Source organism: Mycoplasmopsis opalescens ATCC 27921, assembly GCF_000712185.1.
Classification (GTDB): Bacteria; Bacillota_I; Bacilli_A; order Mycoplasmatales; family Metamycoplasmataceae; genus Mycoplasmopsis; species Mycoplasmopsis opalescens.
In genome coordinates this window covers 56,392-82,260 of record NZ_KL544019.1, presented here as the reverse complement: position 1 = coordinate 82,260, position 25,869 = coordinate 56,392, and the positions used below count along the sequence as shown (strand labels likewise).

Below are 25,869 nucleotides of genomic sequence, written 5' to 3'. Positions count from 1 at the left end.
TCTCTTTTTTAAACTAGCAAATTTTTTCGTTTTCTAAAAATTCTACAATTAAATTTGCAGCTTTTTCCGCATCACTTCCTACGAATTTAATTTCAATTTCATCATGTAATCTAATGTTTAATGACATTAAATTAATTAAAGATTTTAAATCACCTGATTTTCCTAATTTCGGTAATGAAATAATAATATCGCTAGCGAATTGAGAAGATAATGATGTCAATTGGCTAGCTAATAAGGCATCTATACCTATCTGTGATTTAATAATTTTATTAACTATTTTAGTCATTTTACCTCCAAAAAGCTATCTTAAATTATTTTATTATTATATTATACTAAAAGTTGCTTCATATTTTTAAATAATAAATTTATCATTTTATATTTTACTAAAATTGCTGTGCTATTGTATTTTTAGCCAAATATAAAAATAATTTTTTTATAATCGTTATTCTCTTAATAAAACAATATATATTTAATTTTTTATTTAAATATTAATATAAAATATTGTATTAATGGAGGTATTATGACTAAATATATCATTACAACTGGAGGAGTTCTATCTGGGCTTGGCAAAGGCGTTACCAACGCAAGCATTGGAAATCTACTAAAAGCACAAGGCCACAGCGTTTTTGTTGTTAAATTTGACCCATATTTAAATATTGATCCTGGAGTTATGTCGCCTATTGAACATGGTGAAGTATATGTGACTAGTGATGGAGGCGAAACTGACCTTGATTTAGGCCACTATGAAAGATTCATTGATGTTGAACTTACCAAAGAAAGCAACTTCACTTCAGGAAAAATTTATTCAAAAATTTTTGAGAAAGAACGACAAGGAATTTATGGTGGTAAAACTGTTCAAATTGTGCCGCACGTCGTTGATGAAATAAATAACATTTTACTTAGCTTAGCTAAAAAATATAAAACAGATTTTATTCTGATCGAAATAGGTGGAACTGTTGGTGATATTGAAAGTAGTCCATATATTTACGCTATGTCTAAATTTAAGATGATGAACCCTAAACAAACATTTTTTGCTCACTTATCTTTTGTTCCGTTTTTAAACTCATCAGGAGAATATAAATCTAAACCATCACAAGCTTCGATTGCAACATTGCGTTCATTCGGAATTAATCCTAATTTATTGCTACTTCGTTCACAAGGACCAGTTAATAATTCTATTATTAAGAAAATGGCAGAAAGTGCCTTCCTTAAAGAGGAAGCTGTTATTAATATTCCAGATATAGCAAATATTTATCAAATACCTTTATTCTTACATGAGCAACACATTTTAAAGCTTATCTACAGCCATTTTGGCATCAAAAAACCAATTAATAATGAAGCTAATAATCAGTGAGCTAACTATGTTTCTAAAGTCATGGAGCCAAAAAAATCGCATACAAATTTATTATTAGTCGGTAAATATACAGCATTAGAAGATGCCTATTTATCAATTGTAAGTAGTTTAAAAATTTCAGCAACACATCAAAATACTGAACTTAAATATACCATGATGGATGCTGATGCAATTAATCAAAGTAATGTTGATGAAATCATGAAGCAATATGATGGAGTTGTAATTTTACCTGGTTTTGGTTATCGAGCTTTCGAACAAAAAGTATTTATTGCTAATTACACTAGAGATAAAAAAATTCCAACCTTGGGAATATGTCTAGGTTTTCAAGCTATGACTATTGCTCATGCGCGCAAAAAAGGGATTTTAAATGCTACTAGTAAAGAATTTGAAAATAATAAACAAAAACAAACTTTCATTTTAAAACCTTTCTATGAAAATGGAGACAAAATGCCTATAGGTGGCACTCTTAGACTTGGTTCAGATTCTGTGCAAGCTAAACCAAACTCACTAGCTGCAAAAATATATGGTAATGATATTTTTAAAGCTCGCCATCGTCATCGTTATGAAGTTGCTGTGGAATATAGAGAGAAATTACAAGATGATGAATTCAGTTTCAGTGGTAGACACCCTGAAACTGACAATGCAGAAATTTGCGAACTTAAAAATCATCCTTTTTACGTGGGGGTTCAATATCACCCAGAGTTTTCTACTCGGGTACTTTCATCAAATCCGCTGTTTGATGAATTTATTAAAAGCACTAAAAAAATAAAAAGGAGTTAATATGAGTGAAAATAATTATAAAGATACTTTAAATATGCCCCAAACAACATTTGATATGAGGGCTAATTTATCAACTAAAGAACCAGAATATAGAAAAAAGTGACACGAAAATAAGCTGTATACTAGGGTTTTAGAAAAAAACAAAAATAATCCATCATTTATTTTGCATGATGGCCCACCTTACGCAAATGGTGCCATCCATATAGGACATGCATTAAATAAAATTCTAAAAGACTTTATTATTCGTTACAAATCAATGAATGGTTTTTATGCTCCTTTTATTCCAGGGTGAGATACTCATGGGCTTCCAATTGAACATAAAATGCTCCAAGAGGCACATTTAAGTCACAAATCATTACCACCTCTAGAGCTTCGTAAAAAAGCTAAGGAATATGCTTTAAAACAAGTTGAATCTCAAAAATCACAATTTGAACAATTACAATTACTTAGCGACTTAGAACAAAAATACATCACACTTGATCCCAACTATGTTGCTAACCAACTCAAATTATTTAAAAAAATGGTGCTTTCTGGTTTAGTTTATAAAGGCCTTAAGCCCGTTTATTGATCTCCATCTTCACAGTCGGCATTAGCTGAAGCCGAAGTTGTTTATCATGATGTTATTAGCCCTTCGATTTATGTTGCTTTCGAAATTAAAAATAATCAAAATCACAGCAAAATTAATCCTGGAGATAAATTAATTATTTGAACAACTACTCCATGAACATTATTAGCTAATGCTGGTGTTGCCGTGGGTGAAAATATTGCCTACATTTTAGTTGAAATAAATGACCAAAAATACATTATAGCTGAGGAATTATCAACAAAAATGTCACAAGTTTTTGGTGTCGAGAATCTTAATGTAATAACTAAAATCTCTGCTCTTGAGCTTAAAGGAATGACTTATATTTCACCTTTAAACCATAATGAATGTCCAGTTGTTTTTGGACACCATGTTAATTTAGAAAGCGGAAGCGGTTTAGTTCATATTGCCCCTCTTTTCGGTGAAGATGACTTCATGATTGGAAATAAAAACAACTTAGTTAATATTATGCATGTTGGTGACGATGGTGTTATTAATGACGAAGGTCGTAAATATGCTGGTCAATTTTATGAAAAAGCCAACTCGCTAATTATTGAAGAGCTTAAAAATCTAAAATTATTAGTTTATGCAACTGAATTAAGCCACTCATATCCACATGATTGAAGAACTAATAAACCAATTTTATTTAGAGGAACTCCACAATGATTTGTTTCAATTGAACAAATCAAATTACAAATTATTACAGCCTTAGAAAAAATTACAACCTATCCAGAATGAGCTAAAAAGCGTTTGATTGGAATGATTGGAGAACGTCGCGATTGAACAATTAGTCGTCAAAGAACATGAGGTGTACCAATTATTATTTTCTATGATGAAAATCAAAAAGCAGTCATCAAAGAAGATATTTTTGATTATGTAATTAAATTAGTTGAAGAAAATGGCGCGGATGTTTGATGGGAATATGATACAGATATGTTGCTTCCCGAAGAATACCGAAACAAGGGCTACACACGTGAAAAAGATATAATGGACGTATGATTTGACTCAGGTAGTTCGTTTATTAGCATTGCTGAAATGTTAGAGCACAGTACACCTTTTGATCTTTATTTAGAAGGTAGTGACCAATACAGAGGCTGATTTAACTCTTCGGTTATCAACAGCATAGCTTATTCTAGTGAAGCCCCATATAAAATGATTTTAAGCCACGGCTTTGTTTTAGACGGTAAAGGCGAAAAAATGTCTAAGTCAAAAGGAAATACCGTTGATCCGCTTAAAGTCATTCAAAAACATGGTGCTGATATTTTGAGATTATGAGTGGCAAATGGAGATTACACTAATGATGTAACTATCAGCGAAGACATTTTGATGCAATCATCAAATCTTTATAGAAAATTACGTAACACAATTAGATTCCTTTTAGCTAATTTATATGATTATTCTTATGATCCCTCACTTAAAAGAGTTGGTGTTCATGCCTATATTAAAGAAGAATTAGAAAAAATAAAAGCTGAAGTCAAAGAAGCTTATGATGAATATAAATTTATGAATGTGGTTAAAATAATTAATAACTATGTTGTAGATCTTTCAAGTTTTTACTTAAATATAACTAAGGATATTTTATATATTGAAAAATCAAATTCAACAAAAAGGCTGATGACTCAATTGAATTTTTATGAAATAGCAAGCTTTTTAATTAAAGCTATTGCACCGATTTTACCGACTACTGCAGAAGATGCATATCAGAATGCAAACTTTAATAATAAAGTTGATTCGGTTCATCTTGAAAATATGGATGAAATTAAGCCATATGATCATGAGATTGTTGATAAATGACAAGAATTTTTCTCATTAAGAGATGAAGTTAACTTGCTAATTGAAAAGTTTATTCAATCTGGCCAAATCAAACGTAGTAATGAGCTTAAATTAACTATTAATACAAATAGCGATTTTATTAAATCACTTGATTTAAGAGTTCTTCTAATGGTTGGACAAGTTGAATTTGGCTCGGAAACTAAGGCAGAAGTCTTTGAATCGCAAAAGTGTGTAAGATGTTGAAATCATTATTATGTGGATCAAATTAAGGACAACCTATGTTTGCTATGCTACAGCATAATTAAGGAAAATGATGGCAAGTAAAGAATTCAAACCTGGTGATAAAACCTTCAAGCAAAAATGAAATGATTTTTGAACTAATGTAGCCCAAAAATTCACTAGCTTTAGCAAGGGTATTGCGACAAGGTGCAAAGAAAACCCTAAAAAAATTCTTATTAATTATTTAGTTTACTTTTCTATTTTTGCTGTCTTATTAATATTAGATCAAGTTACAAAAAATTTAATTTTTAATCATTCGACCGGTAACCCTTACACTAATGGTGGCGATTTTGCCCAAAATATTTCAACCGATATAATCGATTTAAATATAATTGGTTTTAGGTCTCTTGCTCACTATGGTGTCACAATAATATCAAAAAAAACAACAGCAGTTATTGTTGGTGTTCAAATCGTCTCAGTGATTTTATTTTTATTGTTTATATTTGTGCCTTTAATAAGCGAAAACTGATTAGTAATAATTTTTGTGGCAATTATCAACTCTGGTGTTGCGGGTAATATGTTTGACAGGTTTTTCTTTAAAGGTAATGTTAAAGATATTCTATGAGTACCCTGATTAGAAAAATTAAAGGGGCAAAATATTGGTACATTTAATTTTGCTGATGTATTTTTAGTTGTTGGTTCAATTGCAGCCGTTATTTATTTTATTATTTCGTTAATAGTTGAAATTGTGCAAGAGAAAAAAGAAAAAGAACAACAAGCTAAAGCTAATATTGAAAATAACCAAGCAAGCGGAAAAATCGAACAAAACAATGAACCGAATGATTTCGTGATAAATCCAGACGATGAAGAAGACTTAATTAATTAAGGCAAAGCCTTAATTTTTTTAATAAAAAAAGTGGTTTAACCACTTTAATTTTTGTGTTCAACTTTAGAAAATAACATAAAACGATTTCACATATTAATATTAATAGCTGCAGTAACAAGAACGGCAATTTCTTCGTTTGTAAAATGTTTTGTTAATTCATCATATGTTTGGTCAGTTACGCCATTTTCGTGAACTTTAGCAATTTCTTCTGTCATTTGTAAAACTGCTTTTTCTTTTGAACTAAATAATGGCGATAATTCTCATGCTGGTAAAGAAAAAATTCTTCTTTCAGTTTCTCCTGCTTCAATTGCTAACTTAGTGTGGATATCTAAACAATAAGCGCATTTATTAATTTGTGAAGTTCTTACTCTGATCAATTCTAGCAAAATCATTGAAAGATTTTTGCTATTGACGTATTGTGTTGTAATGCTTGCCCCATCAAGCAATTTTGCATCAATTTTAGAAATAGTTAATCTTTTAGTCATTTTTTACTCCTCTTTTCAAACTTTTATGATTATATTATATTTAAACATTAACAAAAAAATAGAAAATTAAGATAAAAAACAAACTAAATAAAATAATTATTATTAATTATTTATAAATAAAAAAAAGAATAAAAAAAACTAGCGATGCTAGTAAATGGTGGAGAATGAGGGGTTCGAACCCACGACATCCGCCTTGTAAGGGCGACGCTCTCCCAGCTGAGCTAATTCTCCAATGGCAGTCTGTACGGGAATCGAACCCGTGTATGCATGGATGAAAACCATGTGTGTTAACCGCTTCACCAACAGACCTTATAAATGGCGCCGATTGCGGGGATCGAACCTGCGACCAACTGGTTAACAGCCAGCTGCTCTACCGCTGAGCTAAATCGGCATCTATAAAATTGCTTATTTATTATAATATAAAATTTAAAAATACAAATATTTTTTTATTTTTTTTAAACTATATAAAAATAAAAAACACCATAATGGTGTGGCGATTTAACATATGGAGCAAACGAGGGGAATCGAACCCCCATTACTAGCATGGCAAGCTAGAATTTTGCCATTAAATTACGTTTGCGATAGCCATATTATTATAATAGTTTTTTTAATTATAAAAAATAAAAAATGAAATATTATACGTTAAGTTTTATTAATTTTTTGGGTATATTTGTGTTAATAATTTTTCATGTTCTCAAATACCTACTTTATTATTTTTAGCTTGTTTTTGGCCATATTCTAATAAATAATAATAATCTTTGTTTGTGGTATAAAAGCGATTATATGGGTTAAGTGAAATATATTTTTTAAGAGCAAAACCATTTTTAACTAATTCATAATTTAGATTTATCACTTTATTGTCTTTGTCTAAGCCGTAAATTATAGCAACCACCCTGCCATAATGATCATAAATATCTTCGCCACCAATTGGGCTTGAACTAGTTTTTTGTGGAACAATATAAATATTTGTGATTTTTTTACTTCGAACGAAGTTTTCAGTGTAATTACTTGCTTTTAAGGCATATTCATATTGTACGCCTTTAGTTAATTCTTTGGTTTTAGGGTTATATTTTTCTGGAGTGTCAACACCTGAAAAGCGTATTCTTGTTGTTCCATCTTTTTTAGGATTAATAATTTCAAATGTATCACCATCAATTGTTCTACTAATTTGAACCTCAGTGGCTTGATTGATTTTTAATTCCCTTTTTTTATTAATCTTGATTTGTAAATGTTTATTTTTATGATCAATAAAATCTAATTTGTCTATCTCTTTTTTAATCTGATCTTTTTTAGTATCAATCTTTTTAGGTTTTTCTTTTTCTAATTCTTGATGGTTTTTATATTCACACGAAAATGTAATTAATGGTAGTTGTAATGTTACCAAAAATGCTGTAGCTAGCCTTTTTTTATTCATTAATGCCTTTTCATTTTAGTTGTTGATATGCACACATCGCTATCATTGCTCCGTTATCGGTTGCGTATTTTAAATCAGGAATAATTGCCTTGGGGCTAAGTTTTAAAAATCTCTTTCTTAGCTCTGTATTAGCACTTACACCACCTGCTAATACTAAGGTTTCGAATTGAAAATCTTCAGTTGCTAATTTGATTTTATTTATTAAATATGATACCGCAAGTTCTTGAAACGAACAAGCTAGTGTAACCTCATCAATTTTATTTTTTCTTGCTATGGAATTATTATATAAGTTTAGAACTTGACTTTTTAATCCAGAAAATGAAAAATCATATTTATTTTCTGTGTGTGGTTCAGTTAACTTAATAAATTCGCCATGATAGCTTCGATAAAGTTTATCAATTTTAGGTCCACCTGGGAAACCTAAGTTAAGTCTTGATGAAACTTTATCAAAACATTCGCCGACTGCGTCATCTAATGTTTCGCCCAAAACTTCTATATCATAGGGGTTTTGGATTAATAGTATCTGAGTATGACCTCCTGAAACTAATAAACATAGTGCAGGGAATTTAATTTCATTATCAATTGCTGCTGAGAAAAAATGTCCGTGCAAATGATTAATAGGAATTAATGGTTTATTCAAAACCAAAGATAAAGCATGAGCAAATAAAAAACCAATTTGTAAAGTTCCTATCAAACCCGGTTTTTCTGTGTACGCGATATAATCAATTTTGGATAAATCAAATTTATTTAAAAAGATTTGCTGAATTAAATTGATGTTTTTAACATGCTCCCTTGAGGATAATTCGGGAATCGTGCCACCAAAAGCAGCAAAAATATCGATTTGACTAATTGTTTCTTGGTGCAATACTTTTCCATCTTCTAATAAAGCGATAGATGTATCGTCATGACTAGTTTCAATACCTAAAATTAACATTATTTTTTTGATCCTATTTGTGGTAGTTTTATGTAGTATGGTTCAATTTCATGCAAATTTTCATAATTTTTAAAGTTATAGACATAATCTTTAAAATTATTAAAAAAATCATCATAATTTATTGAATCATAATTTTCAAATATGCCCTCTTTGATTACAATATTTTTAATATCAAAATTTGATTTATCATTAGCATAAAAGTAATATTTATTACCCATCGCATTAGTTATAAAAAAGTCTTTTTTTGGATTTTGTTGTCTAATTATTTGCATAGTTGAATAGGTTTTTATTGTGGCGTGGCTAACTAAAGCGATTGTTCTTAAATAAACCAATGAAATTCTTACTCCGGTAAAATACCCTGGCCCTAAATTAGTGATGAATGTATCTATTTTTCCTATGGTTAGGCCATTTTGGGAACAAATCTGTTTGACATATTGAGGTATTAAATCAACTTTTTTTGGATAACCCTTAAGAATAATTTTGTCTATCAACTTATAATTATTATCTAAAAGAGCAAGAGCAAAATCATCTACTGCCGTATCTAAAACTAAAATCATTATTCAACTACCTCCAAATTGAAAATATGATTATTTTCTTCATCCATAACAATATCTATTTTTATATATTTATTATATCTAATATCTAATAAATTGGCTCATTCAATAGCTATGATATTATCTTCAAAATAATCTTCAAATTCATCCAAATTTCCAGTTAAATTATACGCGTCGATGTGAACAAGACCATCATAAACCTTTATATAATTAAACGATGGAGAGGTAATTTTTTCTTCTATTCCAATCTGCTTTGCAATTTCTTTTACTAAAGCAGTTTTACCATTTCCCAATTCACCATTTAAAAGTAAAACTTTAGTTTTTTGTGTATTTTTAAGAATTTCTTTGGCAACATTTTTCAGCGATTCTCCGTGCGGAATAATGAATTTAAATTTATTAGAGTGCATAATATTATTTTACATTAATATATAAAATTTTTTAAACGATTTTGTTCCCTTTTCGACTATAACAAAGGAAAAACGGGAACAAAATAATAAAAAGACAAGGCTACCCTTATCTTTTTATTATTTAAATTATTTAATAATTTTTGTAACGTTACCGTAACCTACTGTGTGTCCACCTTCACGGATTGAGAATTTTGTTCCGTTTTCAACTGCGATAGGAGCAATTAATTTAACGGTTAATTCAACGTTTTCGCCTGGTGTAACCATTTCACGGCCAGCTTCAAATTCAACACCACCTGTTACGTCTGTTGTACGGAAGTAGAATTGAGGTTTGTAGTTTTTGAAAAATGGTGTGTGACGTCCACCTTCATCTTTAGTTAATACATAAATTTGAGCAGTGAATTCTGTGTGAGGAACGATTGATCCTGGTTTTGCAAGAACTTGTCCTCTTTCGATTGATGTTCGGTCAATACCTCTAAGAAGTAAACCAGCGTTGTCACCAGCTTGAACTTCCTTAAGGTTTTTACGGAACATTTCCATACCTGTAACAACAGTTTTTTTAGTTGGTTTAAAACCAATAATTTCAACTTCTTCGTTAAGGTTTAATCTTCCACGTTCAACACGACCTGTAGCAACTGTTCCACGTCCTGTGATTGTGAAAACGTCTTCAACAGCCATTAAGAATGGTTTGTCAAATTCTTTAACTGGAGTTTCGATTCATGAGTCAACTGCAGCCATTAATTCTTCGATGTATTTTTCACCTTGAGCTGAGCCTTTAAGAGCTTCTAAAGCTGAACCACGAATAATTGGAGTGTTATCTCCGTCAAATCCATATTTAGAAAGCAATTCACGAACGTCCATTTCAACTAAGTCAACCATTTCTTGGTCTGATTCTGGAATCATATCGCATTTGTTTAAAAATACTACCATACGAGGAACACCAACTTGTTTTGCAAGTAAGATGTGTTCACGAGTTTGAGGCATAGGACCATCTGTTGCAGCAACAACTAAGATTGCACCATCCATTTGAGCAGCACCGGTAATCATATTTTTGATGTAGTCGGCGTGACCAGGACAGTCAACGTGTGCATAGTGACGAGGTTCTGTTTCATATTCGATGTGAGCTGTGTTAATTGTAATTCCACGTGCTTTTTCTTCTGGTGCAGCATCGATAGATGCGTAGTCACGAGCTTCAGCTAAACCTTTTTTAGATAAAACAGTTGCAATAGCAGCGGTTAAAGTAGTTTTACCATGGTCAACGTGTCCGATGGTACCAATGTTAACGTGATCTTTATTACGGTTAAAATCTAATTTTGCCATTTGTAATTTTCCTTTCGTTAAAAATTAATTAATTTTAGCGCTAAAACCAACCAAAGTGCGATCTTTCAGTCGCAACCTATCCATTCATAACAATAGTTATGTTAGCGTAATATAAGACTATTTTAGCAAAATAAAAAATAATAATAAATATATTTAGTATCGATACTATATTAATTATATTATTTATATTAGCTGATTGAATAAATAAAAAACGAAGTATTGGTTTCTACCAATTTTATTTAGAGAGTGGTTTTATAAAATCATTAAAACTTTTGGTTTGTAGATGTCGAATATTTACTATCATATTTAAATATAATAAAAAATGTCTCAATTACATTTTGCCAAAAAAGTTCTATTTTTTTATAGCTTTTTAACAGTACTGTTTTAAATTAGATATTTTTTTCTTTTAATTATTAATTTTCTTAAAGCACTGTGCTACTGTATTTTTAGGAACATTAAAATTTAAAAAATATATTATGATTTAGAATAAAAAAGAAAATGTAATAGGCTTAACTTATAAAAATCTAAAGCATTTAATTTTTATTTATATTTACTTAAATCAATAATTTCATATTGATATACAATTATATATATAAATTTTATGTATTTTAAGGATTAGATATGCATTCAAAAACAATTAATAACAATGAATTGAGAATAAGTAATGTTGGTCAAAAAGTAACATTATCTGGCTTTGTGGCTAATAAACGTCGTTTTGGGGAACTAACTTTTATTGATCTCAGGGATAGATATGGAATTATTCAATGCGTTTTTCATGAAGATGTCCATATTTCAAAAGAAAGTGTCATCGAAGTTAGCGGTATAGTTTCTGAAAGAAAACAAAAAAATGCAAATATTGAAACGGGAGAAGTTGAGGTTTTAGTTGATAATTGAAAACTTTTTTCACCAAGCCAAGATGAATTGCCGTTTGCAATCCGTGATGATATTGACGTCAAGGAAGAACTAAGAATGAAGTATCGTTTCTTAGATTTAAGACGCCCAAAAATGCAAAAAAATATTATTTTGAAAGATAAATTTATGTTTGCTGTCCGTCAATTTATGCATCAAAATGGCTTTTTAGACATTGAAACTCCTATGCTAGCTAAAAGTACACCAGAGGGAGCAAGAGACTTTTTGGTACCGACTAGAAAAGCTAATGAATTCTGAGCTTTGCCTCAAAGCCCACAACTGTTTAAACAATTATTGATGATTTCAGGCTTTGAAAAGTATTATCAATTTGCTCGTTGTTTTAGAGATGAAGATAGCAGAAAAGATAGACAACCTGAATTTACGCAGTTAGACATTGAATGTGCTTATCAAAATGTTGAAGATTTTCAAGCTTATATTGAAAAATTATTTAAATATGCAATGCATGAACTAGGCCATGAAATTCAAATACCATTCAAACGTGTTAATTATTTTGATGCTTTACGCGATTATGGGTCAGATAAACCGGATTTGCGCTTTGGTTATAAAATTCAAGATATTGATTATTTTTGCAATGATACAGACTTTAATATCATTAAAAATGCTAAAGCTAAGCGTTTATTACATGTGGATACAATAATTAGTAAAAAAGAATTTAAAGTTTTAGAAGAAATAGCAACCAAAAATTCAGCTAACATTTTATTCTATTTTACGTATGATAAAGGCGTTTTGGGAACAACAAACTTTGCTAATAAAGTACCAGAAGCAGTTGCTAATTTATATAAAGAATTAGGAAGCAAAGATGGATCATACTTTATTGTTGCACACGATTTTGATAAAGCAACTAAGGCATTAGGTGCTCTACGGGTAACTTTAAATGAAATATATCATTATTCCGATGATAATGAATTTAACTTTTCATGAATTGTTAATTGACCAATGTTCGAATACAATGAGGAAGAGAATCGTTGAGATGCTGCCCACCACCCATTTACCCAATTCGACCATGAAATAGATGAATTGGATAAATTAGACCTATCGCAAGTTAGAGCAAGAAGCTACGACTTAGTCTTAAATGGTTTTGAATTGGGATCGGGTTCAGCTAGAATTTATGATCCAAAAACTCAAAAGAAGATGTTTGATTTAGTCGGCTTAAGCGAAGATCAAATACAATCACGTTTCGGTTGGTTTATTAAGGCTTTAGAATATGGGGTCCCTCCGCATTGCGGAATCGGTTTAGGTCTTGATAGAATTATTATGATTTTAGCGAAGGAAAAATCTATTCGTGATGTTATTGCCTTTCCAAAGAATGCTAAAAATCAAGATATTTTTACCGATGCACCAAGTTCAGTTGATAAAAGTCAACTTGATGAGTTATTTTTAATGTTAAAGGAAACTAATGAAGCCTAAAAAAATTAAATATTTATACCCTCTTATAAAACCTTATGAAGTTAAAAAAATAAAAACTAGTGACAATATTTATGAGCTTCATGTTGAATTATTCGGTAATCCTGATGGCATTCCGGTTATATTTATTCACGGTGGACCAGGGGGTGGAACATCAAAATATGCACATTGCTTTTTTGACCCAAAATACTATAAAATAGTTACTTTAGATCAAAGAGGATGTGGTAAAACTGTGCCCCAAATGTCACTGGTTAATAATACAAGTCAGCATTTAGTTGAAGATCTTGAGCTTGTTCGTAAAACATTAAATATTGATAAATGAATTCTTTTCGGCGGTTCATGAGGTAGCACTCTTAGTTTACTTTATGCCATTAAATACCCTCAAAATATTTTAACAATGGTGCTTAGAGGCGTTTTTTTAACAAGAAAAATTGATATTGATTGATTATATCAACAGGGTGCATCATTTTATAAGCCATTCGAATTTGAGCGCTACCAAAATGTTATCGAACCAAGTAAAAGACATAATATGGTGCATGCCTACCATGAATTAATGCATTGTGGAGATCCGAAAATCCGTGAAAAAGCCCTTTTAGAATGAGCATACTTTGAATCGGCTTCTGCATCAGTTAAAAAATATACTTATCCAAAAGAAAGTGAAGATAAACAAAAATATTTTGAAATTGCTTTAATCGAAAATCACTTTTTCTTTAATGATTCATTTATGCCTGAAAATTACATTTTGGATAATTCTAAAGCTTATGAAGAAATTCCAACATTTATTGTGCACGGAGAATATGATTGGGTAACTTTACCAGAAGGTGCTTATTTACTATCGAAAAAGTTAAAAAACTGCAATTTAAAAATCACAAGAAGAGCTGGACACAGCGTTTTTGACACTAATAACCGCAAAGAGCTAGTCAAAATTATGGATGAACTAAAATTAAAATTTAGCTAATTTTAATTAAATATAATCACGCGCCAGTGTGGTTATTTATTTTTTTCATAAAAAATAAATTAATTGCTAGAATTTTTACTCTTTTAATCTAAAATATTATGGGACTTTTTAAAGGAGGTAAAAATGAGACGTAAACCAGTTATATTTAGTGATGTCGACGGTACAATTTATAGCCGCGATAATTATGTTTCAAACTCCAATTTAAGCATTATTAAGGGTAATGATTTGAGTTTTAATATTGCAACCGGGAACCCAATTTGTCCGAAAATGATAAAATTAGCCAAATTAACAAATGCGGAATTTATCATTGGTTCTTCAGGTGCGCAAATTTACTCAACCAAAAAATTTAAATATATTCATGAAGTTTTCATTGAACCAAAAATTGTTAAAATTATTTTTGAGCTATTTAAAAAATATAATGTTTCTTCTGCGGCATGGAGTTCAGATATCTTTTATGTTTTTAAAGAAGAAGATATGGAGTTTTTAAATAGAATTTATTTTAAATATGAAAATTTTGACCAATTTGAGCTATATACAGGGCAGAAAGATTTATTGCCAATCTCAAAAATGGAAGTTTACTTTGAAAATTCTTCAAACGTAGATGAGTTAATGACTGAGTTAGAAAAGCTTGATTGCCAAGTAATTAAAACTCATATGAATATTGAAATTATCCCTAAACAAACTTCAAAAGGGCAAGCAATTTTATGAATGCTTGAAAACGTATTTGATAATAACACTAAAGATGATATTATGGTTATCGGCGATAGCGAAAACGATTTCTCTATGTTTAAAACATTTAATTATTCATATGCAATGGACAATGCCAAAGATTATGTTAAAAACGAAGCGAAATTCGTTACAAAAGCCGTAACAGAACACGGATTAGGATTAGCAATCCTAGATTATCTATCAAAATGAAATAAATAATCATAAAATTAACGTTATCAAATGTTAATTTTATTTTAATATCATTAGAATAATATATTTACTTTAGTAAAATAAGTGTAATTTAAGGAGCAAAAATGGCAAGATTTATTGACGAGATAAAATTAATTTTACAAGCCGGTAAAGGTGGAGACGGTATTATTTCTTTTAGAAGAGAAGCACATGTTGACAGAGGAGGACCTGACGGTGGAGACGGTGGTAACGGCGGAAACATCTATTTTGTAGGTGATTTAGGAAAAAACACACTACTTTCACTATATGGGAATAAAAAAATAACTGCACAAGATGGAGTTAATGGCGGACATAAAAATCTTTATGGCGCAGCTGGAAAAGATACCTATGTCAAAGTTCCACTTGGTACGGTTGTTTATAATGGTGATAAAATAATTGCTGACGTTGTTGAAGCCGATACTCCATACTTAGTTGCTGCCGGTGGTAAAGGCGGACGTGGAAACACGAAGTTTAAAACACCACGTAAAACTGCTCCTAGAATTTGTGAAAACGGTTTAAAAGGCGAGACATATGAAGCGCATATTGTTTTAAAAGTTATGGCCGATGTTGGAGTTGTGGGCAAACCATCATCTGGGAAGAGCACTTTATTAAGCGCTATTTCAAATGCACAAGCAAAAGTTGCTGAATACGAATTTACAACTCTAGTACCACAATTGGGTTTAGTTAAATTTTATGACAATTCATTTACTGTTGCTGATTTACCTGGTTTAATCAAAGGTGCTTCGCTCGGCAAGGGCTTAGGATTTAGATTTTTAAAACATATTGAAAGATGCCGTGTAATAGCTCATATAATTGATTTTGGCGATCCTGAAAAAGATCCTGTTAAAGATTATGAAACTATTAATGAAGAGTTAGCTAAATATAGCGATTTATTGAAAAATAAAGCTCAATTAGTTATTGCTAATAAATCCGATTTAGACGCTTTTGATAACAATCTAAAAGAATTTAAAAAAGTCTATCCTACAGTTAAATTAGTAAAAATTTCAGCTTTAAACAGAGATAATTTGGATGAAGTTAAAGCGACATTATGGCAACTAATAGAAGAAAATAGAAATGTTGTTACAAATGAAGCGGAAGACAAGGTTGTTGAAATAATTCTTGAAGAACAATTTAAAGTTGTCAAACTATATGAAGGTTTTTGAGAAATATCTGGCAAAAAAGTTGAAGAAATATATGAAAGAATTCCTTTGATAAGCTATGATAACCTTTTAAGATTTAATAATTTATTAAAATCAATAGGTGTTTGAGACGAGTTGCTTAAAAAAGGTATTGAAGTTGGTGATACTGTTAGAATCTTTGGCTATGAATTTGAATGAGATGGAAGTTATTAAAATAATAAAAAAAGCAGGTGACTGCTTTTTTGTATTAAAAATATTATAAATTTGATTGACTAAAACTATTGTGAAACAATGTTTTTAGATATATTTTTATTTTTTATAAATTTTATAAGTTTAATAAATTCTCATATTATTGTAACACCAAAACCACAAATTATTGAGGTAATAACTGCATTATTATCATTATAGATTGTTCCCATTTTAAAGAATTTCGCAATATCTGGGACAAATCCAATAATTAAAATTGATGTAACTGATGAAAGCGCAGCAACATAAACTAATCAATATTTTTTTAAGCTTGAAGCAAAAATACTTTTACCACTAAATAAGTTTATTGTGTTAATTCCGCAACAAATTCCAAGAGTAATGAATGCCGGCGTAGATGCATAATGGCTAAAGTCACTTCCGACTAGTCCTTGGTTTTTTGCTGATAAAGCACCAATTGTATATGCCACCATTGTTAAGAGTGATGCAAACATTGACTGTCAAAGCAGGTGATAACCCATTCCGCGCGAGAAGATACTTTCATTTTTGTTAAATGGTTTTCGATTCATAACATTATCTTCATTTACAACGAAACCAAGAGCAATTGCTGGTATGCCATGAGAAACCAAGTTAATTCACAATAGTTGCGAAGCACTAAAAATGAAAAATTCATCTTGGTAATTATCTTTAAAAATTAAATAGAATAGCACCATTCCAAACAGCATTACAATAATTTCTGCGATGGAACTTACTAATAAGTTCATTATAACGGCTTTAATACGATCAAATATTTTTCTTCCATTTTCAACGGCACCAACAATCGAAGAAAAATTGTCATCAACTAAAATTAAATCTGAAGCTTGTTTTGAAACTTCTGTACCGGTTATGCCCATTGCACAACCAATATCACTAACTTTTAATGCTGGAGCATCATTAACGCCATCACCAGTCATAGCTGCAACTTTATTATGCATTTGTCAAGCCTTAACAATTCTTAATTTGTCCGCAGGATTAACTCTTGCATAAACTGAAATTTTTTCGACATTATTAAATAATTCTTCATCAGTCATTTTTTCTAATTCAGTGCCTGATACGCACATATCACCTTCGCTATAAATGTTTAATTCCTTAGCTATAGCTTTTGCAGTTGAGATGTGATCACCTGTAATCATTACAACTTTAATTCCAGCTTTATGAGCTTTATTAATGCTTTCATATACAGAAGCACGAGGTGGGTCCATTAGGGCAACTAAACCTACAAATTCTAAATCTTTTTCATCATTGTGTGTTATCTTTGCCTGTGCTACAGTCCTTTTGGCAACAGCTAAAATTCTATAACATTTTTCTGCCCATTCATTATTGATTGCTTCAATAGTTTCAAAATCAATGTTTTTGCACCTAGCTAAAACTTGATCTGGTGCACCTTTAGTTATCATTAAATAATTATTATTATCATTGACTAATACAGAGTGCATTTTGCGATCACTATCAAAAGGAAGATTATCTAAAATAGGAAAATCTTGAGTTATTTTTTCTTTTTCTATACCATATGAATAAGCAAATCTTAATAATCCTGTTTCAGTTGGATCACCAATCTCTTCAAAGGTATTAGTTTTTAAATCATAATTAATAAATGCATCATTGCATAAGGTTAGGTACTTAGCCAATGATAAAAATTCGATATTATTATCTGCTTTTAATGAAGATAATTTTATATTTTTATCATTAATATAAGCATCCATTAATGTCATTTTGTTTTCTGTTAGTGTACCAGTTTTATCTGTACAAATTACATTTGCTGAGCCTAGAGTTTCGACGGCCAATAAATTTTTAGCTAAAGCTTTATTTTTAGCCAGTTTAGATACACCAATAGATAATAAAACAGTTGTAAAGGTAATTAGCCCTTCTGGAATTGCGGCGACAGCAAGAGAGATACCTGTCACTAATGCATTTGTATAAACATCATAATTATTTCATTTACCCGTTGAAATATTATTTAATAAAACTTGAATAATAAAGCTTAAAAATAATAAGATAATTCCAGCAAAACCAAATATTCTACTTAATTTATTTAATTTGGTTTGCAATGGAGACAAACCTTTTTTATTTTGTTGCACCATTTGGTTGATTTTGCCCATTGCAGTATTTTTTGCAATAGCTATTACAATGGCGGTTGCCTTTCCCTTAGTTACGTATGTACCTGAATAAAGTAAATGCTTATTTTCGGCATAAATATTTGAATCAATGGCATTAAGGTTAGCTTCTTTAATTACAGCATCACTTTCACCGGTTAATGATGCTTCCACAACTTCTAGATTGTGTGCGCTAATAATTTTGCAATCAGCATTAATTGTATCACCTGCAGCTAAAATTATTAAATCACCTACCACTAAATCTGAAGAAGGAATAATTTTAACTTGCCCATCGCGCATAACTGTGGTATTGCTTTGGTTTAACTTAGCTAAAGCTCTTACGGCTTGATCACTTTTTATTTCTTGATAAGCCCCAATCATACTATTTAATATAACAACAAGCAAAATAATGCCTGGTTCAATATATGAAATAATTAAGTCTGTAGTGCTTTTATTACCACTTACATGTTCATAAATACATAGTCCTAAGCTTATTGAGGCACCAATTAACAGCAAAATAATCATCGGATCTGCAAATTGCTTAAAAAAAGCTATAAAAGGGCTGATTCTCTTCTTTTCTGCTAGTAAATTTTTACCATTAGTTTTTTGTAAATTATCAGCTTCTTGGCTTGATAACCCATTGTAGTTTAAAAGTTCTGTTTCGTTCATAATTTCTCTCTTAAAATTAATAATAATTATTATATAAGAATATTTTTTATTTAATCAGGAATAGTTCAAGAAGCTAAAAAAAAGTAATAAAAAAATGGCGGAACAGAGAGGATTTGAACCTCCGCGGGTGTTTCCACCCCTACAGTCTTAGCAGGACCGCCTCTTCAGCCTCTTGAGTACTGTTCCATTAGTTCATATTATAATATAATTACTTAAAAATAAAAATATAAAAAACACAGCATTTTCTTATCTAAAAATACTGTGTGTAGGTAAAATTAGTTAATTTTGATCATCAGGGTTAAGGGCTAAATCAAAATAAATTGGGCAATGGTCAGAAACTAATTTACCTAGATAAGAACCATCAGTACTATATTCTTTTTTTAAATTATTCGACACATATGATATTCAAGATTCTTTTGAGTCAATATTATAGTCTTTGAATAAACCAGTGTCTGGTAAATTATAAAGATCGTAAACTGTTGGATTTAAGGTTTTTAAATTTGTTTTTACTATGAAGCGGTCATATGGTTCTGATTTTTTGCCTCAATTTTTTGTACCGAGAGAAGATCGACTAGCATCGTCTGAATCGTCAAAAAGCGCTTCGTAACCTTTATCATAAGCTCTTCTGAATAATTCTTTACCATTTTTAGCTTTGATATTAGTGTCACCCATAAAAAATAAATCATCATTTTTTTCATCTAAAAGGTCAAAATATTCCATTAAATTGTCAAGATTAGCTGCTTCATTCGATTCAAACGCACCTTGACCACTAATACCATTAGATTCATTTGCTGATTTTTTACTACCTGGGCTGTCAAAGTGTGAAACAACTAAAGTAAAATCATTTTTAACTAAACCCAATGTTTCGAAAAATGCCCCAAAAGGAGGACGCACATAACCATTTTGTTGTTGGTATATTGATTCAAATGTTTTATTATCGTATGAACGTCCTTTAGTGCCATCGCTAAATTGTTTTACTTTTAATTTTGAACTTTTATAGATAAATGCCGCATCTTCACTTTGTGCATCGCTTGAAGCTGGGTTATATGCACCCTTGTTCTCATCAGTAGCTACATAAGTTCATTTTGCTTGCGAATCTAATCTATTTAATTCATCGATAATATATTTTAATTTATCAACCCTGCCTTTATTAATTTCACATATTCCAACAACATCCATTTTGTTGTAGTGCATAGTTCTAGCTAATGACACTGCTTTAAACTGGTTGATATCGTCTCATTTATTTTTAGGTCCATAATTAAGAATATTTCAAGAACCAATTCTAATTTTATCTTGGGTTAAATTGTTATTGCCTTGATCATCGCCAGCTTGATCATCTGATTCGGTTTTACTATCATTAATCTTTTGATTAACTTCTTTTTTAATTTTGGTTAACTTACTATTAAATTCTTCTGTTTTAGCATTAATTTCATTTGTTTTTAGTTGTTTATTATTTCAGCTCTCTATCTCTTGTTTTAATAAATTGATTTTGATCTTTTGTTCACTTAAATCAACTTTATCATTATTATTTTTATTGATTTTGTCTTCTAAAATTTTAATTTTCTCAGATATAACACTAAAATCAGATTTAGTTGTACTATTTGAACAAGAAATGGATAATGGAAAAAGTAGAGAGCAACTTACAGTTGATAAAATTAATCTTCGTTTCATAATTTCTCCTTAATAATTTTTAATAATGTAGGGCAATTCAAATTGCATCCTCACTAGTTATTAATATTTTATGCTTTATTTTGGGTGAAATTTTTAATGTATCACCAGCTTTCATATCTATTATTAGTCCTTCATTGGTTTCTAATCTTGCTGAACCTTGAATTAATATTGCTAATTCATAGTCTTTATTAGCCATAAATTCAGTTTTAGCTCGATTTGAATAAATAAATTTAACTTTTGTTTTTGGTTTTGATAGTATTAATTCTTCGCTTTCTTCGCCTTCTTTTGGTTTTAAAAAATTTTTAAATAAGTTTATATCAAGCTTTTCTATTGTTGATTTTTTCGGCATAATATTATTATACATTATTTAATGCATAATATTTTATTTATCAATATTGCAAATTTAAAAAAAGTTTTAATTTTTATTATTTTATTTAGATTTTTTAAATGTTTTTTTATGCAGTAATATCTCTATTATTGTGTTATTTTTTTATTATTAATTTTTGATTTTTTCAATAAATTAAGACGAATAAAAAAACAATACCATAGGTATTGTCGGCTCATCGCATTTAGCGAAATGGTGCGAACGAATGGACTTGAACCATCGACCTCACGATTATCAGTCGTGTGCTCTAACCAGCTGAGCTACGCTCGCATATCACTGTTTTACTATTATATAAAACAATGAGAAAATTTGTAGTATTTTTTTAAAAAATTAACGTTTAGAGAATTGACGAGCACGACGTGCTGCGTTAAGACCAGGTTTTTTACGTTCTTTGATACGTGCATCACGTGTAAGCATTCCGGCAGGTTTTAATTTAGCGCGGTAATCTGCACTAGCTAATAATAAAGCTCTCGCTATTCCTAATCTAATTGCGCCAGCTTGACCACTTAAACCACCACCACGAACATTAACAGATACATTGAATTGACCTTTAGTTCCAGTTAATACAAATGGTTGTTCAGCATCTTGAATAAAAATATCTGATGTTAAGTATTCTTTTGCTTCTCTACCATTGATTAAGAATTTTCCACTTCCTGGACGTAATACAACTCTAGCTGTTGAGCTTTTACGACGTCCTAAGCCACGATATTCAACTAATTGATTTGCCATATTTTATCTTACCTCGATGCTTTCTGGTTTTTGTGCTTGATATTTGTGTTCTGGACCCGCAACAACGAATAAATTACGACGTTGTTTGTTTCCTAATTTGGTGTGTGGTAACATACCATGAATTGCTTTTTCAACTAATGCTGTAGGTTTTTTAGCTCTTAATTTTGCAGCTGTAATACTTTTTAGTCCGCCTGGGTAACCAGAGTGTGAGTAGTATACTTTATCACTTTCTTTGTTAGCTGTTAAGATTGCTTTTTCGGCATTAATAACGATAACATAGTCCCCCATATCAGCATTAGGTGTAAAAGTTGGTTTATTTTTACCCCTTAAAATTGTAGCCACAAAAGCTGCTAAACGACCTAGAACTTGCTCTTCAGCATTGATGACGTATCATTTTTTATTTGCTTTTTCACGATTTACGATAGTTGTTTGTCTCATGCTTTCTCCTTTTGCGTTAATTTAAATAAATGCTTATCTATTATATATTTAATTGTTTTTTTTAATAGAAATAATTAAAAAAGTTAGGCAATATTTTTTACCGATTTTTTTGCAACTAAATATTAGTTGTTATTATAATATAAAAAAATATTTTTAAAGAGATTTTGGGGGCTAACATGGAATTTTCTCGTGGCTTAGTTTTATTCAAAAAAATTGATGATATGTGGAAGGTTTTATTGGTTAAGCAAATCAATGATAATTATGGATTTCCTAAAGGGCATGTAATCGGAGAGGAAAGCGATATTGAAACTGCTTTACGTGAAACTAGAGAAGAAGTGGGTATCACTGATATTATTGTTTTTAACGAATTTAACTATACTACAGTGTATTTTGTCGAAATGAATAATAACTATAAAGAAGTTATTTATTTTTTAGCAATACAAAAAAGTGATGAGAAAATAAAAATATTACCTTCAGAAATTAAAGAAGCAAATTATTATGATTTTAAATCGGCTTTAAAAATAATTTCACATAAAGACAATAAAAAAATCCTTAAAAAAGCATATAAGGATTTAAAAAAAGAGTCTAAAAACTTATTTATAACTTGTGATTAATCTTTTAATCGCCTCGTGCATATTGGTTATTGGGCCAAGAAACTTATTTTTAAATTCAAGTTTAATTAATGAATCATTAAAAATAAATTTTTGAGATTCATTAATTTTTGCTTTTAATTTTTTCATTAATTCTTTTAAGTTAATATCGAAAATAAATTGATCTTTTTGAATTCTTAGAAATAAATCTTTGGCTTTATTTTGATCTGTTAAAGATTCATAAATTTGTTCATATTCAGCAATAAAATTTGCTAAAAGAGTAATTTTATTATTTTTATTTTTTGCTTCAATCATTGAATATCATTCGTTTCAAATGTTGATAGCCGCATGGGAGTGCTGCCCTGATCCTTCAGAATTAACTAGTGTTTCAAATTCAATATCTTTTTTATTTTCATCAAAATAACGGTTTTGAATTTCTACCTTTAAATCATTTTCGATTTTAACAACTTCACCATAAAAATATTGTTTTGATTGAAAGGGATTATTATTTTTTTTAAATAATGGGTATCCTTCATTTTCATCTAGTAGATTTTTAAAGCCATAAATTTGGCTGCCAAAGGCAAAAATAACATTAGCTCAATCTCGAAAAATTGCTTCCATTTCGTTATTGATTGAACGCATATAAATAAGATGTGTAAATATAGTTAAACTATTATTTTTATTTTTCTTGCCGAAAATAAAATTATTTCCAAATTCATCAAATTCAGGAATTTTTACAAAATTGTTATTGTCTAAAAAGCCTATGTTACTCGTGTATTGGTCAGTTTTTCTAAAAAACTCATTAATTCCAATTTTTCCATCTTCAGATTTTTTATATAATATTTCCTTATCTCAAATATCAGTGATGCTTAATAAATATTTAAAATTATCGTGATAATATTTTTTGTAATTATCGCTATTATTAGTATCTAAAAAGTTTTTAAGTTGTGCATAATTGTCGTCAAAAACCTGCACCTCTGATCGTACATTTTCAACTAATTCTGCATCAATTATTCTTTGCTGATTATAAAAGCTACTTTGACAACTTGTAAGCAAAAAAGTTGTAGCAACTAATGGGGCTACAGTAAGATTCAACGATTTTTTTAATCATTTTTTCATTGCTCTTCTTGCTTTCTAACTATATTTTTTAAATCTTTAACTTCTTTTAAAGTTAATTGTCTGTATGTTCCTAAAGGCATTTTTTCAATTGTTAAATTTGCGAATGCAATTCTTTTTAAATTGATAACTTTATGTCCAAAGGCTTCAAATATTTTTTTAACATGGTGGTACGAACCAACATTTAAAGCTACCAAATAGCTTTTATCGTTTGAAAACACCACTTCCTGATACGATATTTTACCATTTACCATTACACCAGAATTAAGTTTTTTTAATGTGTCATTGGTTAATGGATTGTCTAATCTTGCTCGGTAAACTCTAATAATTTGATATTTCGGGTGGATTAATTTATTTACAAGATCATAATCATTAGTTAATAAAAGCGCTCCAGTAGTGTTGTAGTCTAGTCTTCCCACAGGCACTAGTCTTTTTTCTCTCGGAACTAAATCAAGCACAGTTTGCCGTCCGTGTTCATCTTTGGCTGTGGTTACCGTTTTAGCTGGTTTATTGAGTAAAAAGTAAATTTTTTGCTGGTCTTTGCTAATTTCAAGTGGTTTATTTTTAATTAAAATTTTGTCAGTTATTAGGCATTTTTGCCCTAATTTTGCAACTTCGCCATTTATCTTGATTAAGCCTTTTTGAATTAGAACTTCAGCATTCCTGCGAGAATAACAGCCATAATGTGCAATGATTTTTTGAATTCTAATTGGTTCATTTTTTCGGTTATTTTCCATAACTAAATTTTAGTACCTCATTTAAGATTTATTTGTTTTTGCTCTTCGGTAAATGTTACTCCCTTATCTAAATTATATTGTATCGATAAGTCAACAACTGCCTTAAAACCTTCTTCAAAATTTTCAAGTGCCAAAGCTCGTAATTTTTGCACACCTTTATATGCTCGGCCATCACAAATTTTATCAGCAACATAAATTATTTTGTCTAGTGTTGTTAACTCAAAATCTAGTGAAGTATGTTTTTTTACTGCGCTTACAATTTCATCATCATTTATTTGATAAATGTATTTCAATCAATAGGCGCCAGCTGTTTGATGTAGTTTATAATGTGGATATTTTACTTTATCAAAGGCGTCTTTATCAAATTGATAAATGAATTTTCTAGACTCATCTTCTTCCAATTCTTTACAAATATCGTGAAAAAGGCCAGCAATATAAGCTCGTTTTGGATTTATGTATGTAACGCCTTTTTTTGCATTTAAACTTTGTGCTAATTTAGCTGCAAATTCAGCACATTTTACACAATGATTTGCTCTTTTATGGCTTAAAATTCCATGTACTATTTCGAATGCATATAAATAATTTTCACCAATATATTTGCGCACCTTATCACTAAGGAACGATAAATTTCCTTGTCTTATATTCGTTGAAGAATGGCTGTATACAGGGTTATTTAATACAAGCAAATTAAATTTTTTTATATTTACTTTAGAAAATTTATTAGACCTTTTAAAAACAACAAATTGAACTAATGTGCAAATTTCTTCGATAAATTCTCATTTATGTAAAGTTGATAATGTATCAGTTCCTGCTAGAAAAAACAATTCATCATTTGGATATTTTTGTTTGAAATATCTTATTGTTTCAAATGTATAGCTAACTCCACCTCTTTTTGTTTCAAATTCTGAAATCTCGAAATTCTCTTCACATTCGCTTATTGCAAGCTTTATCATATTTATTCTATGCTCATTTTTTTCGATTTTTTTATTCTTTTTAAAAGGATTTTTATTCGCAGGAATAAAAATTAATTTATCTAATTTAAGCTCTCTATAGGCAAATTGGGCAATTTTTATATGCGCTTCATGTATTGGATTGAAGCTTCCACCAAATAATGCTATTCTCATA

General features: G+C 29.9%; 23 protein-coding genes and 6 tRNA genes. 8 read left to right on the top strand and 21 right to left on the bottom strand.

Going from position 1 to position 25,869, the window contains the following annotated elements; translation table 4 throughout:
• Window positions 1–13: 13 nt before the first annotated feature.
• On the bottom strand, window positions 14–286 hold the full coding sequence (locus T385_RS0102165; RefSeq protein ID WP_051677964.1) for an HPr family phosphocarrier protein: 273 nt from the start codon (window positions 284–286) through the stop codon (window positions 14–16).
• Window positions 287–520: 234 nt separating this feature from the next.
• On the opposite strand from T385_RS0102165, the gene T385_RS0102160 reads away from it, so the two are divergent.
• The 3 genes from T385_RS0102160 to T385_RS03570 are packed head-to-tail and all read left to right on the top strand — an operon-like array spanning window position 521 to window position 5,595.
• Window positions 521–2,134 (top strand): CTP synthase, encoded by a 1,614-nt coding sequence (locus T385_RS0102160; RefSeq protein WP_029906134.1) that lies wholly within the window; start codon window positions 521–523, stop codon window positions 2,132–2,134.
• Between the two features lies 1 nt (window position 2,135).
• A complete protein-coding gene (gene ileS, locus T385_RS0102155) occupies window positions 2,136–4,814 on the top strand; it encodes an isoleucine--tRNA ligase (protein WP_029906132.1) in 2,679 nt (892 codons plus the stop codon).
• On the top strand, window positions 4,804–5,595 hold the full coding sequence (locus tag T385_RS03570; RefSeq protein ID WP_051677963.1) for a signal peptidase II: 792 nt from the start codon (window positions 4,804–4,806) through the stop codon (window positions 5,593–5,595). Before ileS ends, T385_RS03570 begins: the two co-directional genes overlap by 11 nt.
• A gap of 44 nt (window positions 5,596–5,639) precedes the next feature.
• Here the strand turns inward: T385_RS03570 and T385_RS0102145 are convergent, their stop codons facing one another.
• The 10 genes from T385_RS0102145 to tuf form a co-directional block, all read right to left on the bottom strand.
• Window positions 5,640–6,080, bottom strand: a complete 441-nt coding sequence (locus tag T385_RS0102145; protein ID WP_029906128.1) for a carboxymuconolactone decarboxylase family protein — start codon at window positions 6,078–6,080, stop codon at window positions 5,640–5,642.
• A gap of 155 nt (window positions 6,081–6,235) precedes the next feature.
• Window positions 6,236–6,311 (bottom strand) — tRNA-Val (locus tag T385_RS0102140).
• A 2-nt stretch (window positions 6,312–6,313) separates the two neighbouring features.
• Window positions 6,314–6,389 (bottom strand) — tRNA-Glu (locus T385_RS0102135).
• Window positions 6,390–6,396: 7 nt separating this feature from the next.
• Window positions 6,397–6,471: transfer RNA gene (locus tag T385_RS0102130), tRNA-Asn, on the bottom strand.
• Window positions 6,472–6,586: 115 nt separating this feature from the next.
• Window positions 6,587–6,660 (bottom strand) — tRNA-Gly (locus T385_RS0102125).
• A 72-nt stretch (window positions 6,661–6,732) separates the two neighbouring features.
• Window positions 6,733–7,494, bottom strand: coding sequence for a thermonuclease family protein (locus tag T385_RS0102120; protein ID WP_051677962.1), 762 nt, complete (start codon window positions 7,492–7,494; stop codon window positions 6,733–6,735).
• Complete coding sequence (gene tsaD / locus T385_RS0102115; protein ID WP_029906124.1) at window positions 7,487–8,428, bottom strand: tRNA (adenosine(37)-N6)-threonylcarbamoyltransferase complex transferase subunit TsaD; 942 nt, start codon at window positions 8,426–8,428, stop codon at window positions 7,487–7,489. Before tsaD ends, T385_RS0102120 begins: the two co-directional genes overlap by 8 nt.
• Window positions 8,428–8,985, bottom strand: coding sequence for a tRNA (adenosine(37)-N6)-threonylcarbamoyltransferase complex dimerization subunit type 1 TsaB (gene tsaB / locus T385_RS0102110; RefSeq protein ID WP_029906122.1), 558 nt, complete (start codon window positions 8,983–8,985; stop codon window positions 8,428–8,430). Before tsaB ends, tsaD begins: the two co-directional genes overlap by 1 nt.
• Window positions 8,985–9,389 (bottom strand): tRNA (adenosine(37)-N6)-threonylcarbamoyltransferase complex ATPase subunit type 1 TsaE, encoded by a 405-nt coding sequence (gene tsaE, locus T385_RS0102105; RefSeq protein ID WP_029906120.1) that lies wholly within the window; start codon window positions 9,387–9,389, stop codon window positions 8,985–8,987. Before tsaE ends, tsaB begins: the two co-directional genes overlap by 1 nt.
• 126 nt (window positions 9,390–9,515) lie before the next feature.
• Window positions 9,516–10,706, bottom strand: a complete 1,191-nt coding sequence (gene tuf / locus T385_RS0102100; RefSeq protein ID WP_029906117.1) for an elongation factor Tu — start codon at window positions 10,704–10,706, stop codon at window positions 9,516–9,518.
• 621 nt (window positions 10,707–11,327) lie between these two features.
• Between tuf and aspS the strand changes: the two genes are divergently transcribed.
• The 4 genes from aspS (at window position 11,328) to obgE (ending at window position 16,286) form a co-directional block, all read left to right on the top strand.
• A complete protein-coding gene (gene aspS, locus T385_RS0102095; protein ID WP_029906115.1) occupies window positions 11,328–13,043 on the top strand; it encodes an aspartate--tRNA ligase in 1,716 nt (571 codons plus the stop codon).
• Complete coding sequence (gene pip / locus T385_RS0102090) at window positions 13,033–13,998, top strand: prolyl aminopeptidase (protein ID WP_029906114.1); 966 nt, start codon at window positions 13,033–13,035, stop codon at window positions 13,996–13,998. Before aspS ends, pip begins: the two co-directional genes overlap by 11 nt.
• Window positions 13,999–14,121: 123 nt before the next feature.
• A complete protein-coding gene (locus T385_RS0102085; RefSeq protein WP_029906112.1) occupies window positions 14,122–14,925 on the top strand; it encodes a Cof-type HAD-IIB family hydrolase in 804 nt (267 codons plus the stop codon).
• A gap of 95 nt (window positions 14,926–15,020) precedes the next feature.
• Complete coding sequence (gene obgE, locus T385_RS0102080) at window positions 15,021–16,286, top strand: GTPase ObgE (protein WP_029906110.1); 1,266 nt, start codon at window positions 15,021–15,023, stop codon at window positions 16,284–16,286.
• A 65-nt stretch (window positions 16,287–16,351) separates the two neighbouring features.
• Here the strand turns inward: obgE and T385_RS0102075 are convergent, their stop codons facing one another.
• The 7 genes from T385_RS0102075 to rplM form a co-directional block, all read right to left on the bottom strand.
• Window positions 16,352–19,078, bottom strand: coding sequence for a cation-translocating P-type ATPase (locus T385_RS0102075; protein WP_029906108.1), 2,727 nt, complete (start codon window positions 19,076–19,078; stop codon window positions 16,352–16,354).
• 95 nt (window positions 19,079–19,173) lie between these two features.
• Window positions 19,174–19,264 (bottom strand) — tRNA-Ser (locus tag T385_RS0102070).
• A 93-nt stretch (window positions 19,265–19,357) separates the two neighbouring features.
• Window positions 19,358–20,749: an endonuclease/exonuclease/phosphatase family protein gene (locus T385_RS0102065; RefSeq protein WP_051677961.1), complete on the bottom strand. Its 1,392-nt coding sequence runs from the start codon at window positions 20,747–20,749 to the stop codon at window positions 19,358–19,360.
• 19 nt (window positions 20,750–20,768) lie between these two features.
• Window positions 20,769–21,098, bottom strand: a complete 330-nt coding sequence (locus T385_RS0102060; protein ID WP_156953952.1) for a cupin domain-containing protein — start codon at window positions 21,096–21,098, stop codon at window positions 20,769–20,771.
• A 229-nt stretch (window positions 21,099–21,327) separates the two neighbouring features.
• A tRNA-Ile gene (locus T385_RS0102055) sits at window positions 21,328–21,404 on the bottom strand.
• A 60-nt stretch (window positions 21,405–21,464) separates the two neighbouring features.
• Window positions 21,465–21,863, bottom strand: a complete 399-nt coding sequence (gene rpsI, locus T385_RS0102050) for a 30S ribosomal protein S9 (protein ID WP_029906102.1) — start codon at window positions 21,861–21,863, stop codon at window positions 21,465–21,467.
• Between the two features lie 3 nt (window positions 21,864–21,866).
• The gene (gene rplM, locus T385_RS0102045) at window positions 21,867–22,301 is read right to left on the bottom strand and encodes a 50S ribosomal protein L13 (protein ID WP_029906100.1); all 435 of its coding nucleotides are present in this window, start codon (window positions 22,299–22,301) and stop codon (window positions 21,867–21,869) included.
• A gap of 176 nt (window positions 22,302–22,477) precedes the next feature.
• Here rplM and T385_RS0102040 point away from each other — a divergent pair, with 176 nt between their 5' ends.
• Entirely contained in the window at window positions 22,478–22,915 is a 438-nt protein-coding gene (locus T385_RS0102040; protein WP_029906098.1) for a bis(5'-nucleosyl)-tetraphosphatase, read from the top strand.
• On the opposite strand, the gene T385_RS0102035 is transcribed toward T385_RS0102040, so the two are convergent.
• From T385_RS0102035 to T385_RS0102025, 3 genes are read right to left on the bottom strand one after another with little or no spacing between them, the layout of a single operon-like run.
• Complete coding sequence (locus T385_RS0102035; RefSeq protein WP_029906097.1) at window positions 22,895–24,010, bottom strand: MAG0770 family lipoprotein; 1,116 nt, start codon at window positions 24,008–24,010, stop codon at window positions 22,895–22,897. The genes T385_RS0102040 and T385_RS0102035 overlap by 21 nt on opposite strands.
• The gene (locus T385_RS0102030) at window positions 23,995–24,744 is read right to left on the bottom strand and encodes a pseudouridine synthase (protein ID WP_029906095.1); all 750 of its coding nucleotides are present in this window, start codon (window positions 24,742–24,744) and stop codon (window positions 23,995–23,997) included. The genes T385_RS0102035 and T385_RS0102030 overlap by 16 nt, the downstream gene beginning before the upstream one ends.
• A 2-nt stretch (window positions 24,745–24,746) precedes the next feature.
• Window positions 24,747–25,868 (bottom strand): nicotinate-nucleotide adenylyltransferase, encoded by a 1,122-nt coding sequence (locus T385_RS0102025; protein WP_029906093.1) that lies wholly within the window; start codon window positions 25,866–25,868, stop codon window positions 24,747–24,749.
• Window position 25,869: the final 1 nt, after the last annotated feature.